Source organism: Cupriavidus basilensis, from assembly GCF_008801925.2.
GTDB lineage: Bacteria > Pseudomonadota > Gammaproteobacteria > Burkholderiales > Burkholderiaceae > Cupriavidus > Cupriavidus basilensis.
The window spans coordinates 993,560-1,009,565 of sequence record NZ_CP062803.1 but is presented as its reverse complement, the minus strand read 5'-3'; the positions used below and the strand labels follow the sequence as shown (position 1 = coordinate 1,009,565).

Sequence of the window (16,006 nt, the reverse complement as noted above, 5' to 3'; positions counted from 1 at the left end):
CAGGTGCATTGGCCAGCGACATGCTGGCGGATCTGGCATTTTACTGTACTGGCCCGGGCCCACGCCGATCCGCCGGCTGGAGAACAGGCTGGTGGATCGCCCGCTGTTCGCGGGGACACGCCCCCGGACTGGGGCGATGCGCGTTATTGCGCTGCGCCGCCCTCGCCGCCGCCTTCGTCCCGGCCCTTGCCTTTGCCCTGCTGCCGGAGCCACTGCGCGTCAAGATCGCGCAGGTGGCGCAGCTTTTCGCTGATCTTGCCTTCCAGCCCGCGCGGCGTGGGCTTGTACCAGCCCGGGCGCTTGAGGTCGTCGGGGAAGTAGTGCTCGCCGGCGGCATAGGCTTCGGGCTCGTCGTGCGCGTAGCGGTAGGCGTGGCCGTAGCCCAGCTCTTTCATCAGCTTGGTCGGCGCGTTGCGCAGGTGCACCGGCACGCCGCGTGACTTGTCCTTGGCCACGAAGGCGCGCGCGGTGTTGTAGGCGTTGTAGCCGGCATTGGACTTGGGCGCCACGGCCAGGTAGATCAGGGCTTGCGCCAGCGCCAGCTCGCCTTCCGGCGAGCCCAGCCGCTCGTAGGTCTCGGCGGCATCCAGCGTGATGCGGGCGGCACGCGGATCGGCCAGGCCGATGTCCTCCCACGCCATGCGCACGATGCGGCGTGCCAGGTAGCGCGGATCGGCGCCGCCGTCGATCATGCGGCAGAACCAGTACAGAGTGGCATCGGGATCGGAGCCGCGCACGGATTTATGCAGCGCGCTGATCTGATCGTAGAACGCATCGCCACCCTTGTCGAAGCGGCGCAGGTTCTCCGACAAGGCGCTGCCAAGCAGCGCGTTGTCGATGACCGGCGCGCCGGCACTGCGCGCGGCGCGCGCCACGATCTCGATATTGTTGAGCAGCTTGCGGCCATCGCCATCGGCCGAGGCCACGATCAGCTGCAGCGCCTCGTCCTCCCACTGCAGGCCGCCAAGCTCTTCGCTGGCGCGCCGCGCCAGCTGCGTCAGCTCGGCGTCGTCCAGGCTCTTGAGCACGTAGACAGCGGCGCGCGACAGCAAGGCGCCGTTGACCTCGAAGGACGGGTTCTCGGTGGTGGCGCCGATAAAGGTGAACAGCCCGCTTTCCACGTGCGGCAGGAAGGCATCCTGCTGGCTCTTGTTGAAGCGGTGCACCTCGTCCACGAACACCAGCGTGCGCCGTCCGTGGGCACGGTATTGCTCGGCGCGCTCGACCGCCTCGCGGATGTCCTTGACGCCGGACAGCACCGCCGACAGCGCGATGAACTCGGCGTCGAAGGCGGTGGCCATCAGCCGCGCCAGCGTGGTCTTGCCCACGCCGGGCGGGCCCCACAGGATCATGGAGTGCGGCTCGCCGGACGCGAACGCCACCCGCAGCGGCTTGCCGGCGCCAAGCAGGTGTTGCTGGCCGATCACCTCATCGATATTGCGCGGGCGCAGGCGCTCGGCCAGGGGTTGTTGGGAACGATCGGGAGCTTCGGAAAACAGCGTGTCCGCCACGGTATTCAGGCCTTTAAGTCAGGTCAGGCGCGCACGGTGCGTGCCCGCTGCGCCTAGGAACCTGACAGTGTAGACCATCGCGCGCGGCCAGCCGCGCGGCCCGCTACGGCTGGCGAATCAGCGCGCGGTGCGCTCACTGCGCGTAAAGGCATCGAGCACGCCAGCGCGCTCGCTGCCCACGCGCGTGCGCCAGGCCGCCACCGCGCCCGCGCCGGCATCGCGCAGCGCCTGCTGCACCGCCGGGGCGGGATTGTCCTGGATGGTCACGCCGTTGGCGCGCATGCGCGTGGTGTTTTCTTCCAGCCGTGTGCCCAGGCGCGCCCACTGCTTTTGCTCGGTCGCCTGCGCGGCTGCGTCTACCGAGGCGCGCAAAGCGGGCGGCAAGGCAGCGTACGCGGCCGCGTTGACCGTGGTGAACGACAACGGCATTGCATAGCCGATGGCCGTGAAGTTGGGCAGGTAGTCCCACAGCTTGCGGCCAGCGCCGCCGTCGCCGGAGGACAGCACCGCGTTGACCGAGCCATCCTTCAGGCGCGGCATCGCGTCGGCAAACGACAGGTTGGTCGGCTGCGCGCCGGCAGCACGCATGACTTCGGTGGATGTCTCGTCATAGGTGCGCACCGACAGCGCTCGCAGGTCCGTCAGCGTGGCAACAGCGTTGCGCGACCACAAGCCGGTGGGCGGCCAGGGCGTGACGTAGAGCAGGTGCTGCCCCTGCGCCTCGAAGGCGCGCGCGTAGTCGGCGCGGGCCAGTTCGGCCAGCCGCCTGGCCGAATCCACCGAGGTGGCGACGAACGGCAGCGACGACAGCAGGAAGAGCGGATCCACCGCGCCCAGCGCGCCGCCGAAGGCATCGCCGCCCTCCAGCCGCCCTTCTTTCACCGCCGCTGGCATCTGCGCGGACTTGACGCCCGCGCTGGCGTCAAAGCTGGGCTTGACGTCGATCGCGCCTGCAGTGCGCGCCTTGACCTCATCGGCGAAGGTCGCCAGCCCTTCACCCGGCATGGCGCTGGCCGGGTATTCGGTGGCCATCCTCCAGGTGGCCGCAGCAGCTGGCTGGGCCCAGGCCAGGTTTGCGCCGCAGGCCAGCAAGGCTAGCAGCAGGCCGCAGCGCAGGCATTGGCGGCGCAGCAGTTGGGATGCGCACTTCGGGGAAGCAAACATGATGAGAGTCCTGGAATCTTGAAGTAATGAAGCCGTGGAGCCGTGGAGCTATAAAGCCGGCGGGGAAAAACAAATAAGCAAGTAGCCCGCCAGGACCCTGGCGGTGCGCTCAGCCGCGCCGGAAGGCCACCACGTCGTCCACCTCCACGCGAATGCCGATGTGCTCGCCGAGCGCATGGTCGTGATGCGACGGCACCAGCGACAACACCTGGCCGCCGCCGGCCAGGCGTAGCGTGTACAGGATCTCGGCACCGCGAAAGGCCTTGTGCAGGATCTTCGCGCGCAGCGGGCTGTCATCGTCGTGCACGATATCGTCGGGGCGGATCAGCACATCGACCTCCGCCGTTGCAGGGGGTACGCCCAACGGCTCGCTGCTATGCAGCGTGCCGAGTTCCAGCGTGACCGAGTGCGGGCTGGCAAGCAGGCCCGGCATCAGCACGCCCTGCCCGATGAAGTCCGCGACCACGCGCGTGGCCGGCCGGTGATAGAGGTTGTGCGCGCTGTCCCACTGCTCGATGGCGCCGGCGTGCATCACGCCGATCTCGTCGGCCATGGCAAAGGCTTCGTACTGGTCGTGGGTGACCAGAATGGCGGTGGCGCCCTGGGCCTTGAGGATGTCGCGCACCTCCAGGCTCAGGCGCTCGCGCAGGTCGATGTCGAGATTGGAGAACGGCTCGTCAAGCAGCAGCAGCTCCGGCTTCGGCGCCAGTGCGCGCGCCAGCGCCACACGCTGCTGCTGGCCGCCCGAGAGCTCGTGCGGGAACTTGCCGCCGGAACCGGCCAGGCCCACCAGCGTGAGCATTTCCTCGACCCGCGCCGCGCGTTCGCCGCGGCGCACGGCATGCAGCCCGAAGGCGACGTTGTCCGCCACGCTCAGGTGCGGGAACAAGGCGTAATCCTGGAACACCATGCCGATGCGCCGGTGCTCGGGCGCCACGGCAAACCCCGGCGACGACATCACCTGCCCTTGCAGCAGGATGCGGCCTTCGCGCAGCGGCTCGAATCCGGCGATGGCGCGCAGCACCGTGGTCTTGCCGCAGCCGCTGGGACCGAGCAGGCAGGCGATGCTGCCGCGCGCGAGGGTAAAGGACAGGTCGTTGACAACGCGCTGGCTGCCGAAGCCATGGTGGATGCGATCGACCTCGATCACGACATCGGATCGTGCTGGCATGGATGAATTGGATTGCGGGTGGCCTGGCATGCCGAGCATTATATGGACGCAGGCCCTGGATGTCTGTCACATGCGGATGCGTCGCCCGGCGTATCCGCATTGCTAGAATGCAGGGCTTGCCCCAAGGCCTGCCGACCGCGCCCCGCCGCCGGGCCTCACCCTGTCCCGCACCAATACCGACACCCACGCCGCTGCCGCATGAGCCTGCTTCGCCCTAGCAGTACCCGCCGCCTGCACCCGTTAGCCTTGGTTGCCGCCCTGGCCGCGCTGCTGATCGCGCTGCCGATCGCGCAGGTGGCTGGCAGCCTGCTCGAGCCCAGCGGCGACACCTGGCGGCATCTGGCCGACACGGTCCTGGCCGAGTACGTCGGCAATACGCTGTGGCTGCTGGCCGGCGTCTGCGCCGGCGTGCTGCTGGTGGGTGTGCCTACCGCGTGGCTGGTCAGCACCTACCGCTTCGCCGGGCGTGCCTGGCTGGAATGGGCACTGGTGCTGCCGCTGGCGATGCCGGCCTATGTCATCGCCTACGCCTATACCGATGCCCTGCAGTTCGCCGGCCCGGTGCAAAGCTGGCTGCGCGAGCTGACCGGCTGGCGCGCGCGCGAGTACTGGTTCCCGGATATCCGCTCGCTGGGCGGCGCCATCGTGTTGTTCACGCTGGTGCTCTACCCCTACGTCTACCTCACCGCGCGCGCGGCCTTCCTGCAGCAAACCCTGAACACGCTGGAAGCAGCAAGGCTGCTTGGCCATGGCACCTGGGGCAGCGTCTGGCGCGTGATGCTGCCACTGGCGCGCCCCGGCATCGTGGCCGGCACGGCACTGGCGCTGATGGAGACGCTGGCCGATTTCGGCACCGTGGCCTACTTCGGTATCCCGACCTTCTCCACGGGCATCTACCGCGCCTGGTTCTCGCTGGGCGACAAGAACGCGGCGGCGCAGTTGTCCGCCTGCATGTTGCTGTTCGTGATCGGTATCCTGCTGGCCGAGCGTGCCAGCCGGGGCCGCGCCCGCGTGCACGGCGGCCAGCGCCGCGCGCCGGCTTACCGGCTGCATGGCTGGCGCGCGGCGCTGGCGCTGCTGGTATGCGTGGTGCCGGTGCTGCTGGGCTTTGCCATCCCGGCGCTGATGCTGTGCAAGATGGCGCTGGCCGAAGGCGACGCGCAGTTCGGCCCGCGCTTTATCGGCCTGGTGCGCAACAGCTTCCTGCTGGCCAGCGTGACCGCGCTGATCGCGGTGCTGGCCGCGCTGGTGATCGGCTATGCCGGGCGCGGCATGGCTGCCGGCCGGGGCTGGCTGCTGCGCGCGCTGACGCGGGTGTGCGGCATGGGCTACGCGCTGCCCGGCTCGGTGGTGGCGGTCGGCGTGCTGGTGCCGGTGGCGCGGCTGGACAATGCCATGTCGGCGTGGGTGCAGCAGCATCTGGGATGGTCGGCCGGGCTCCTGCTGACGGGCGGCATTGCCGCACTGGTCTATGCCTACCTGGTGCGCTTTCTGGGCGTGGCGCTGCAAACCGTCAACGCCGGCCTGGTCAAGATCACGCCGGGCATGGACGCGGCGGCGCGCAGCCTGGGCCATGGCCCAGGCGCCACGCTGCGGCGCGTGCACCTGCCGATGCTGCGCGGCAGCCTGCTGACCGCGGCGCTGATCGTCTTTGTCGACGTCATGAAAGAGCTGCCCGCCACCTTCGTGATGCGGCCGTTCAATTTCGACACGCTGGCCGTGCAGGCCTACAACCTGGCCTCCGACGAGCGGCTGGCCGAGGCCGCCACCGCCTCGCTGGTGATCGTGGCAGTGGGCCTGCTGCCGGTGATCCTGCTGTCGCGCTCGATACGGCGGGATGCGCGGGAATAGGCCGGCCAAGTCGCCCACGCATTTTCCTAAAGTTCTTCAACGTCTTGCCGATATTCCCCTAGTCCGAAGCTGCGCCCCGGCCTGCCGCACCCTTTCTGGCGAGCCAGGCGGTCCGCCCCCACCGCTGGCGTGCTTCGCGCCGCACCATGACTGTGCCGGTGGCAATCCTTGCCCGGCATCTGTTCGCAGCGTTTTCAGGGAGTGTTATGCAGCTTCGTTACCGCATGCTCGTGTTCAAGCTGAACCGGGTGACCCGGCATGACCGGATCAGTGCCGTCGAGGAAATCGCCCTGGCGGGCCAACTGGCTGAGCAACTGGAAAAACCGGGCATGGTCGAACGCCTGGTGGCGGACCTGTTCGATCACGAGAACTCCCATGTCAGGCGCATCGCGCTCAACGCGGTGCGGCGCGCGCATGGCTACCGCCAGGCAGATATCTCGCTTGCCCTGCTGCGCAAGCTTGGCGACCCGGAGCCGTGGCTGCGCCATGACGCGGCATGGGTGCTCCATGAGGCCGGGCTGGACAGCCCGCACATCCGTGCTGCGCTGCGCCAGCTTGCCGGGCCGGTCATGTTGCCTTACGACTTGAACCGCGCCAAGGCCAATCCTACGGACGCGCTGCTGCACGCCCAGGTACGCGCGCGGCAAGCGCTGGACGTGCTCCTGGCGCGCCAGACCGCGGGCAAGGCGGTGGCCAAGCTGCCATACGCGGCAGGCACGTTGGGCCACTCGCACAAGAAGCGGCGCGAGCAGTTGAAGGTGACCTTCGAGAAGCACAGGGAGCGCGGCGCAAAGCTGAACTTCCGCCGCCTTGAACCTGGCGAAGGCGGCGAGAGCAACGCCGCCAAGCGGCCAGGGTCCAAAGCCGGGCCCGTGCCCAAGCCGTAGACATGGGAAATGGCGGCTAGCGCCGCCATCCCCGTCCCGCCAGCCAGGCCGTGCAGGCGTCTTCTTGCTTTCTGACTTTCTTACTTTCTTACTTGTAGCCGGCCTTGTCCGCCAGCTTTTGCGCTTGCGGCTGGTGCTTGCCCAGTTCGGCAACGCTGATCTTGTCCGCCTTGAAGCTGCCCAGTGCTTCCAGCGCCGGATTGCTGATCTTCACGCTTTCCACCACCGGCCACTCATTGTTGCCATCGGCAAAATAGCGCTGCGCGTCATCGCTGGCCAGGTACTCCAAGAACGCGCGCGCGGACGCCTTGTTGGGCGCATGCTTGAGCATGCCGCCGCCGGAGATGTTCATGTGCACACCCTGGCTGGCCTGGTTGGGCCACAGCACGCCGAGCTTGTCCGCCACGGCCTTGTCCTCGGGCTTGGCCGACTTGAGGATGCGGGCGATGTAGTAGGTGTTGGCCACCGCGATATCGCACTCTCCCGCTGCCACGGCCTTGAGCTGGTCGGTGTCGCCGCCCTTGGGCGCGCGGGCCAGGTTGGCCACCACGCCGCGCGTCCATTGCTCGGTCTTGGCCTCGCCGTCATGGGCGATCAGGCTGGACATCAGCGACAGGTTGTACACGTGGCCGCTGGAGCGGATGCACAGCTTGCCCTTCCACTTGGGATCGGCGAGATCTTCGTAGTTCTTGATGTCGCCGGGCTTGACCGCAGCCTTGTTATAGGCGATTACGCGGGCCCGGGCCGAGAAACCGAACCAGTCGCCGTTCGGGTCGCGGTAGTTGGCGGGGATGCGCGACTCCAGCACGCTCGATTTGAGCGGCGCGAACACGCCCGCCTGCTGGGCCCGCCACAGCCGGCCGATGTCGACGGTGATGAACACATCGGCCGGGCTGTTGGCACCCTCGCTCTTGATGCGCTCCAGCAGCGGGTCTTCCTGGCCTTCGATGCGGTTGATCTTGATGCCGGTCTGCTTGGTGAAGTTGGCGTAGAGCGCTTCGTCGGTCTGGTAGTGGCGCGCGGTGTAAAGGTTCAGCACCTTTTCCTGTGCGTGCGCGGCGGGCGGCAGTGCCAGAACAGCGAGCGCGGCAAGCGCTGTGGCGCGTGGCAGCAAGCGGCGGAATACGGTCATGACTCTCCCCTTCGATCTTCGATGATTGTTGTATGCCGTCCTGACGATGCCATGCATGCATCCTGGACAAGACAAGCAAGAAACAATAATCATTCCCGTTTTGGAGGTCAAGTTACAACGTTGTCATTTTTCTCGCGGCAAGCCTGGGAAGAAAAAAGTGCGGATTGAAACGCAGAAGCGCGAACCGGAATGACAGATACCGCCGGGTCTTCGATTGCGCCCGGCGTTACCCATGAATCACATTCAGGTGCTGGCGCGTTCCACCAATGCCTTCATGGCATCGGCAGGCAGCGGCCCATGGCAGGTCCGCTCGCCGCCGGTCTTGCTGACCACCAGCCACACCTTGGCCGGGGCGCCAGCCGGATGCAGCAGCCAGGCGGGCCCATGTCCACTGCCGGTGGGCGGCACCCCTTCCAGCACGCCGCTGTTGACCGACTGCAGCAGCGCGGCGCAATCGTTGGCGCTGGCCTGCGTGGCGGAGAGAAAATCCGGGTTGGCAAGCACTTCCGGCAGCGCCGTATCGGAGGCACGCAGGAAGGCATCCACGTCGAACTGCTTGCTGGCGCCAGGGCTGGCGCAGGCGGCCAGCAACGCAGCGGCGGCAAGGCCGGCAATGCCACCGCAACGGCGCCAGGCCGGACGGGTCAGGAATGCTGGGATCATGGCGCGCCTCATTGCTTGAGCACGTCGGCGCCCTTGGGCACCGCAAACCGGAAGGTGTCGGCCGGCAGCACGGGGTTCTTCTGCATCGCGCTGAAGGTCAGGAGCGTCGTGTTGCCAAAGGCATCGCGCAGCTCCATCGCTTCCAGGTTGCCGCTCTTGAAGCCGATGCCGATGCGCTCGAACTGTGTGTCCTTGGCTCTGGGCGTGAGTTCAAGCCACTCCACGCCGTCGCGCGTGGGGCCGTTCTTCACGACAAAGTTCTTTTCCAGGTCATTGCTGCCAAACAGGATCGCGGCGGGGCTGGACCCCAGGGCGCCATCGAGCTTGCGCTCGGTGACCTGGTTGAGGTCCTTGTCGTAGATGTAGAGCGTCTGGCCGTCGGCCTGCAGTAACTGGTCGTACGGCTTGACGTAGCGCCAGGTGAACTTGCCCGGGCGCGAAAAAGCGAAGGTGCCGCTGGAGGTGCCTGCCACCTTGAGGCTGTCGCCCTGCCCCTTGACCTGGCGCTGGGTAAATTCGCCCTTGGCGCTCTTCACGCCCGCCACGAAGGCCTGGAGCTGGTCGGTGCCGGCCGCCATGGCCGCCGTCGCTGTCAGCGACAGCATGGCCGCCGCGGCGCATGCCGACGCGAGAATGCGGATTCGCATGGTGTTGTCCTTGCTGGGTTGGAGGGTACGCACCGCCGGGGCGGTTGCACTGCCTGTCCGGTTAGAGCGGCGCGTGGGCGCCGGATTTCGCAACGATGTGCTTCGCACGTAACAGCATGTTACGCGCGGCGGCTTATTCTTCCTCGCGGGCGGTGCCTGCCGGGGCCAGGATGTCCCGATTCCCGTTGCCCGACATGGCGGAGACCAGGCCAGCCTTTTCCATGTCCTCCAGCAGCCGCGCGGCACGGTTGTAGCCGATGCGCAGGTGGCGCTGCACCAGGGAAATCGAGGCGCGGCGGTTCTTCAGCACCACGTCGACAGCCTGGTCGTAGAGCGGATCGGCCTCGCCGCCGCCGCCAATGCCCGCGCCACCGCCCATGCCATCGCCGCCCAGGTCGCCCTCGGCCACGCCGCCTTCGAGGATGCCCTCGATGTAGTTGGTTTCGCCGCCTTCCTTGAGCTTTTCGACCACGCGGTGCACTTCATCGTCGGAGACAAAGGCGCCGTGGACGCGGATCGGCACACCGGTGCCCGGCGCCAGGTAGAGCATGTCGCCCATGCCGAGCAACGCTTCCGCGCCCTGCTGATCAAGAATGGTGCGCGAATCGATCTTGCTGCTGACCTGGAAGGCGATGCGGGTCGGCACGTTAGCCTTGATCAGGCCGGTGATCACATCGACTGACGGACGCTGCGTGGCCAGCACCAGGTGGATGCCGGCGGCGCGGGCCTTCTGCGCGATGCGCGCGATCAGCTCTTCCACCTTCTTGCCCACCACCATCATCAGGTCGGCCAGCTCGTCGATCACGATCACGATCATCGGCAGCTTCTCAAGCGGCTCGGGTGCGTCCGGGGTCAGGCTGAACGGGTTGGGAAGCTTCTCCTCGCGCGAGGCGGCTTCGTCGATCTTCTTGTTGTAGCCGGCCAGGTTGCGCACGCCCAGCTTGCTCATCAGCTTGTAGCGCCGCTCCATCTCGCCGACCGCCCAGTTCAGGGCGTTGCCGGCCTGGCGCATGTCGGTCACCACCGGGCACAGCAGATGCGGGATACCTTCGTAGACGCTCATCTCCAGCATCTTGGGGTCGATCAGGATCAGCCGCACCTGCTCGGCCTTGGCCTTGTAGAGCAGCGACAGGATCATGGCGTTGATGCCGACCGACTTGCCGGAGCCGGTGGTGCCCGCCACCATGCAGTGCGGCATCTTGGCCAGATCGGCAACCATGGGCTTGCCGGCGATGTCCTTGCCCAGCGCCATCGTGAGGTTGGACGCGCTCTCGTTGTAGACCTGCGAGCCGAGGATCTCGGACAGCCGCACCGTCTGGCGCTTGGGGTTGGGCAGCTCCAGCCCCATGTAGATCTTGCCGGGGATGGTTTCCACCACCCGGATGGAAACCAGCGACAGCGAACGCGCCAGGTCGCGCGCCAGGTTGACCACCTGGCTGCCCTTGACGCCGGTGGCCGGCTCGATTTCGTAGCGGGTGATGACCGGGCCCGGATAGGCCGCCACCACCTTGACCTCGACACCGAAATCCTTGAGCTTCTTCTCGATCAGGCGCGAGGTGAATTCCAGCGTTTCGGCGCTGACGGTTTCCTGGTGCGTGGGGATGGGGTCCAGCAGCGCCAGCGGCGGCAGGTCGGAGTCCTGGATATCGGCGAACAGCGGCTGCTGCTTCTCGCGCTCCACGCGTTCGTGCTTGGGCACCGCCTGGGGCCGCACGATCTGCACCGGCGCGGCCTCCTCGATCTTGACCCGCTGCACTTCCACGGTTTCGGTGCGCACGACCTTGGCCGCCTCGCCGATGATGCGGTCCTGCTTGCTTTCGCGGCGCGCCTTGAAGCCGAGGAAAAGCGTCTCGACGAAGCCGCCCACGTGCTCGGCCACCGACAGCCACGAGAAATGGAAGAACAGCGACAAGCCGATGGCCAGCGTCAGCAAGAGCAGCAGCGTGGCGCCGGTGAAGCCCAGCGCCATCTGCATCCAGCCACCGAGCAGGTCGCCCAGCACGCCACCCGGGGCGCGCGGCAGCGCAGCCCGCAGCGGATACATGCGGATGGCCTCCAGGCCCATGCTGGCGGTCAGCGTCAGGCCAAAGCCGATCCAGCTCACCACCAGGCCCTGCCGGGCCTCGCCGTTGCGCTCGGGCAGCTCGGCGGTCAGCGCACGCCAGCCGCGCCAGCAGCGGCGCACCAGCAACACGGCCCACCAGTAGGCGGAGAAGCCGAAGATAAAGAACAGCACATCGGCCATCCAGGCGCCCACGCGGCCGCCGAGGTTGTGGATGTCGGCCACCTGGTTGGCGTGCGACCAGCCAGGGTCAGCCTTGCTGTAGCTGGCCAGGATGCAGACGAAGGCCAATGTGACCGCCAGCAACAGGAACCAGCGCACTTCGCCCAGCAGCTTGCCGATGCGCGAGGGCAGCGCGGAAGGATCGGTACGTGTTGTGGTAGTAGCTCGGGCCATGCCTGGATCTGGGTTGCCAACTGAAGAGGGTGGTGCCGGCCATTTTAACCTTGGCCAGGGCTATCGCTCCCATTGGAATTTGCAACAGTGAGCAAACGCCGGTCCACTTATAATGCTGGTTTCGATTCACGCTAGTGCGCATCAAGGCGCACCAGCCATAGGAAAGCATCATGGCCAAACACGCAAAAGTGCTGATTCTCGGTTCCGGCCCCGCCGGCTATACCGCCGCCGTCTACGCGGCCCGTGCCAACCTGCAGCCGGTGCTGATCACCGGGCTGGCCCAGGGTGGCCAGCTGATGACCACCACTGACGTGGAAAACTGGCCCGCCGACGCCAACGGCGTGCAAGGCCCGGAACTGATGCAGCGCTTCCTGGAGCATGCCGAACGCTTCAACACCGAAATCATCTTCGATCACATCCACACCGCCAAGCTGACCGAACGCCCGATCCGCCTGGTGGGCGATGCCGGTGAATACACCTGCGATTCGCTGATCATCGCCACCGGCGCCTCGGCCCAGTACCTCGGCCTGCCGTCGGAAGAGCTGTTCATGGGCCGCGGCGTGTCGGCCTGCGCCACCTGCGACGGTTTCTTCTACAAGAACCAGGAAGTGGCCGTGGTCGGCGGCGGCAACACCGCCGTGGAGGAAGCCCTCTACCTGTCCCAGATCGCCAGCAAGGTGACCGTGCTGCATCGCCGCGACAAGTTCCGCGCCGAGCCGATCCTGGTCGACCGCCTGCTGCAGCGCGAGAAGGAAGGCCGCGTGGAAATCCGCTGGAACTCCGTGCTGGAAGAAGTGACCGGCGACGACTCCGGCGTGACGGGCCTGAAGGTGCGCAACGTGAACACCGGCACGGTCGAAGACCTCAAGCTGGCGGGCGTGTTCGTGGCCATCGGGCACAAGCCGAACACCGAACTGTTCGAAGGCCAGCTCGAGATGCACAACGGCTATATCGTCACCAAGAGCGGCCTGGCCGGCGATGCCACGGCCACCAGCATCCCGGGCGTGTTCGCAGCCGGCGACGTGCAGGACCACATCTATCGCCAGGCGATCACCAGCGCCGGCACGGGCTGCATGGCAGCCCTGGATGCACAGCGCTACGTGGAAGCCCTGCAGTAAAGAGACAAAGACGGAAGGCTCAGGCCGGGCTTGCCCGGCCTTTGTCTTTTTCAAGCCGGTGATGCCGTCCCGCCCTGCCACCCTATAATCACGCCGAGCACCCCGGAGACTCGCCATGACGCACGGCGCCAGAAAGCCCACCAAACCCGCCAACCCCGCCGCCAGCCCGCCCAAGCGTTTCGGCCTGACCGACCTGGCCGGCTTGCGCGACTCCCTCAAGGCCGACACCGAGCGGCGCGAAGCCGAGCGCCGCGCGGCGGACGAAGCCGCGCAGCGCGCCCGCGAAGAAGCCGACGTATTCCGCAGCAGCGTAGGCAACGTCAACACCCTGCGCGACCGCAACCGCGTCACTCCCGCGCCCCGCCATCCGGCACCCGTGCCGGTACAAACCCAGCTGGACGACAAAGCCGTGCTGGCCGCGTCGCTTTCCGACGAGTTCGACGTCGAGAACCTGCTCGATACCGACGAAACCCTGTCGTTCCGCCGCCCCGGCATCGGCATGGACGTGGTCAAGAAGCTGCGCCGCGGCGAATGGGTGCCCCAGGACAAGATCGACCTGCACGGCCTGCGCAGCGAAGAAGCGCGCGAGGCACTGGCCGAGTTCGTGCGGCGCTCGGTCAAGCGTGGCGTGCGCTGCGTGCGCGTGATCCACGGCAAGGGCAATGGCTCGCCGGACAAGACGCCCGTGCTCAAGGGCAAGGTGCGCAGTTGGCTGGTACAGAAGGAAGAAGTGCTGGCCTTCGTGCAGGCACGCGGCGCCGAGGGTGGCGCCGGCGCGCTGATGGTGCTGCTGCGCCAGCCGCACGCCTGAGACAGCGCGCACGATGCATCTGCCGCTCGATCTCCTGATGGGGCGGTTGCCCCTGATCCTGCATGTCATGGAAGTGGTGGGCGTGCTCGCCTTTGCCGTCTCCGGCGTGGTCGATGCGCGCAAGCAGCGCTTCGATGCCGTGGGCACTTTCGTGGTGGCGTTCGCCACCGCTTTCGGCGGCGGCACGGTGCGCGACGTGTTGCTGGACCGCCGCCCCTTCTACTGGGTCGACCACGAAGGCTATGTGATTCTGATCTTCGTGATGTCGCTCGGCGCGTCGTTCGTGCTGCGGGTGGTCAGCCGGGTGGCGTCCGAGCGCACCATGATCACGGCCGATGCGATCGGCCTGGGGCTGTTTTCGGTCACCGGCACATCGCTCGCGCTGGTGGCGCAGATGACCCCGACCGTAGCGGTCATGATGGGCATCATCTCTTCGGTGTTCGGTGGCGTGGTACGCGACGTGTTGTGCAACGAGGTGCCGATGATCCTGCGTGACCGCTCGCCCTATGCCACCTGTGCCTTCGTCGGCTGCTGTGTCTATGTTGGCCTGACCTGGCTGCAGGCCGAGCAGGAACTGGCCTTGCTGGCGGGCGCCATCACCATCACGGCGGCGCGCCTGCTGTGCGTGCGCTTCGGCTGGAAGTTGCCGAGCTAGGCGACGACAACGGCGGCAATCCAGGCGCCCCCTCCCGTGGGATCGCCAGGATTGTCCGCCGATGCTTGAACGCTGAAAAGACTTGCGCGCCCGAATGCTTAAACGGCGGCTTCGTCCTGCTCGCCGGTGCGGATGCGGATCACGCGCTCGATCTCGGTCACGAAGATCTTGCCGTCGCCGATCTTGCCGGTGTGCGCTGCCTTGACGATGGCGTCCAGCACGGTGTCGAGCTGGTTCTCGGCAACCACGACCTCGATCTTGATCTTGGGCAGGAAGTCGACCACATACTCAGCGCCGCGATACAGCTCGGTATGTCCCTTCTGGCGGCCAAAGCCCTTCACCTCGGTTACCGTCAGGCCGGTCACGCCGACGTCAGCCAGCGCCTCGCGCACTTCGTCCAGCTTGAACGGTTTGATGATGGCGGTAATCTGCTTCATATTGGCCCCTTATATAGTCGTTGGTTAGTGAGAGATTTTAGCCTGCCAGCCGGCAACAGGATGTGCCCTGCCGCACCGCGCCATTTCCGGTAGACTCAACCGTCGCTGCGCCCGCATCTGCGCGGGCGCGGCGTGATCAGCCATAAGCCGCGATAAGCAGCCATAAGCAGCGATAAGCAGCCATGCCGGAACAAGGGCGCCGCCCTAAGGCAGCGCCGATGATGAGCAAATCTAGCGCAATGCAGTCTGAATCTTTCAAGCCCGGCTCCGGCCAGCCTGACGCGGCCACCCCGGGGGCGGCCGCGGCACAAGCCCAGCAGGAACACGAGCGGATGGAGAATTATCGCACGCAGATCGTTTTCGATCTGTCCGAGCTGCCCGAGGCCGAGTGGGACACCCTGGTGGCGGCCCAGCCCGGGGCCACGCCGTTCCTGCGCCACGCCTTCCTGCACGCCATGCATGCCAGCGGCAGCGCCTGCGACGAGACCGGCTGGAGCCCGCGCTACCTGACGCTATGGGCGCCGCGCGCCGAGGGGGGCGAGCGCCTGGCGGCGGCCATGCCGCTGTACGCGAAGTCGCACTCTTATGGGGAATACGTGTTCGACTGGGCCTGGGCCGACGCCTACGCGCAGCATCGCCTGCCCTACTACCCCAAGCTGCTGTCCGCGATTCCCTTCACGCCCGTGCAAGGCGCGCGGCTGCTGGCCGAGGACGAAGACGCGCGCCGCTGCCTGCTGCAATGTGCGCTGGCGGTGGCGGAACAAAGCCAGCTGTCCTCCCTGCACGTGCTGTTTCCCGACGAGCACGAGGCCACGCTGATGGAAGACGCCGGCATGCTGATGCGCCACGGCGTGCAGTTCCACTGGACCAACCCGGGCTACGAGAGCTTCGAAGCGTTCCTGGCCACGCTCTCGCAAAAGAAACGCAAGAATATCCGCGCCGAACGCCGCCGCGTGGCCGACGCCGGCATCACCTTCCGCCAGTTGCGCGGGCCCGAGATCGACGAGGCGCACTGGCGCTTTTTCAACCGCTGCTACCGGCAAACGTACCGCGAGCATCATTCCACGCCCTACCTGAACCTGGATTTCTTCCAGCGCATCGGCGCCGCCATGCCGGAGAACCTGCTGCTGGTGGTCGCCGAGCGTGCCGGCCAGCCGATTGCCGCGTCCCTGGTGGTCTATGACGGCGACCCGGCGCGCAGCACCCTGTTCGGGCGCTACTGGGGCGCGCTCGAGCACCACCCCTGCCTGCATTTCGAGACGGCTTACTACCAGCCGCTGGAGTTTTGCATAGCCCAGGGCATCCGCACCTTCGAAGGCGGCGCCCAGGGCGAGCACAAGATGGCGCGGGGCTTTCTGCCAGTGGCGACCCGCTCCGCGCACTGGCTGGCGCACCCGGCCTTTGCCGATGCCGTGGAGCGTTTCCTGGTGCGCGAGCGCCAGGGCATCGATGCCTACCTGGACGAGCTCAACGACCGCACGCCGTTCGCACGCAGCTAGGG

The 16,006-nt window shown here is 66.9% G+C and carries 14 protein-coding genes; 6 read left to right on the top strand and 8 right to left on the bottom strand.

Translation table 11 applies throughout. The features are described from left to right. Positions 1-143: 143 nt before the first annotated feature. The 3 genes from F7R26_RS04510 to F7R26_RS04500 all read right to left on the bottom strand — a co-directional run bounded on the left by F7R26_RS04510 (position 144) and on the right by F7R26_RS04500 (position 3,846). Positions 144-1,511 carry a replication-associated recombination protein A gene (locus tag F7R26_RS04510; protein ID WP_150992606.1) on the bottom strand — a complete coding sequence of 456 codons (1,368 nt, stop codon included), beginning with the start codon at positions 1,509-1,511 and terminating at the stop codon, positions 144-146. 117 nt (positions 1,512-1,628) lie between these two features. Beyond that, complete coding sequence (locus F7R26_RS04505) at positions 1,629-2,675, bottom strand: TRAP transporter substrate-binding protein (protein ID WP_150992608.1); 1,047 nt, start codon at positions 2,673-2,675, stop codon at positions 1,629-1,631. Positions 2,676-2,784: 109 nt separating this feature from the next. Further along, on the bottom strand, positions 2,785-3,846 hold the full coding sequence (locus tag F7R26_RS04500) for an ABC transporter ATP-binding protein (protein ID WP_170302013.1): 1,062 nt from the start codon (positions 3,844-3,846) through the stop codon (positions 2,785-2,787). Between the two features lie 198 nt (positions 3,847-4,044). On the opposite strand from F7R26_RS04500, the gene F7R26_RS04495 reads away from it, so the two are divergent. Continuing rightward, on the top strand, positions 4,045-5,697 hold the full coding sequence (locus tag F7R26_RS04495) for an ABC transporter permease (protein WP_150992612.1): 1,653 nt from the start codon (positions 4,045-4,047) through the stop codon (positions 5,695-5,697). A 206-nt stretch (positions 5,698-5,903) separates the two neighbouring features. Beyond that, positions 5,904-6,584: a hypothetical protein gene (locus F7R26_RS04490; RefSeq protein ID WP_150992614.1), complete on the top strand. Its 681-nt coding sequence runs from the start codon at positions 5,904-5,906 to the stop codon at positions 6,582-6,584. A gap of 88 nt (positions 6,585-6,672) precedes the next feature. On the opposite strand, the gene F7R26_RS04485 is transcribed toward F7R26_RS04490, so the two are convergent. From F7R26_RS04485 to F7R26_RS04470, 4 genes are all read right to left on the bottom strand, one after another. Next, entirely contained in the window at positions 6,673-7,716 is a 1,044-nt protein-coding gene (locus F7R26_RS04485) for a Fe(3+) ABC transporter substrate-binding protein (RefSeq protein WP_150992616.1), read from the bottom strand. A gap of 243 nt (positions 7,717-7,959) precedes the next feature. Continuing rightward, positions 7,960-8,379: a hypothetical protein gene (locus F7R26_RS04480; RefSeq protein ID WP_150992618.1), complete on the bottom strand. Its 420-nt coding sequence runs from the start codon at positions 8,377-8,379 to the stop codon at positions 7,960-7,962. A gap of 8 nt (positions 8,380-8,387) precedes the next feature. Further along, entirely contained in the window at positions 8,388-9,026 is a 639-nt protein-coding gene (gene lolA, locus F7R26_RS04475; protein WP_043351351.1) for an outer membrane lipoprotein chaperone LolA, read from the bottom strand. A gap of 133 nt (positions 9,027-9,159) precedes the next feature. Continuing rightward, a complete protein-coding gene (locus tag F7R26_RS04470; protein ID WP_150992619.1) occupies positions 9,160-11,484 on the bottom strand; it encodes a DNA translocase FtsK in 2,325 nt (774 codons plus the stop codon). Between the two features lie 170 nt (positions 11,485-11,654). Between F7R26_RS04470 and trxB the strand changes: the two genes are divergently transcribed. The 3 genes from trxB to F7R26_RS04455 all read left to right on the top strand — a co-directional run bounded on the left by trxB (position 11,655) and on the right by F7R26_RS04455 (position 14,068). After that, on the top strand, positions 11,655-12,602 hold the full coding sequence (gene trxB / locus F7R26_RS04465) for a thioredoxin-disulfide reductase (protein WP_043344442.1): 948 nt from the start codon (positions 11,655-11,657) through the stop codon (positions 12,600-12,602). Positions 12,603-12,717: 115 nt separating this feature from the next. Continuing rightward, positions 12,718-13,413, top strand: coding sequence for a Smr/MutS family protein (locus F7R26_RS04460; protein WP_150992621.1), 696 nt, complete (start codon positions 12,718-12,720; stop codon positions 13,411-13,413). A 13-nt stretch (positions 13,414-13,426) separates the two neighbouring features. Further along, on the top strand, positions 13,427-14,068 hold the full coding sequence (locus F7R26_RS04455) for a trimeric intracellular cation channel family protein (protein WP_150992623.1): 642 nt from the start codon (positions 13,427-13,429) through the stop codon (positions 14,066-14,068). Between the two features lie 98 nt (positions 14,069-14,166). On the opposite strand, the gene glnK is transcribed toward F7R26_RS04455, so the two are convergent. Next, the gene (glnK, locus tag F7R26_RS04450) at positions 14,167-14,505 is read right to left on the bottom strand and encodes a P-II family nitrogen regulator (protein WP_006162803.1); all 339 of its coding nucleotides are present in this window, start codon (positions 14,503-14,505) and stop codon (positions 14,167-14,169) included. 239 nt (positions 14,506-14,744) lie between these two features. Here glnK and F7R26_RS04445 point away from each other — a divergent pair, with 239 nt between their 5' ends. Next, on the top strand, positions 14,745-16,004 hold the full coding sequence (locus F7R26_RS04445; protein WP_150992625.1) for a GNAT family N-acetyltransferase: 1,260 nt from the start codon (positions 14,745-14,747) through the stop codon (positions 16,002-16,004). Positions 16,005-16,006: the final 2 nt, after the last annotated feature.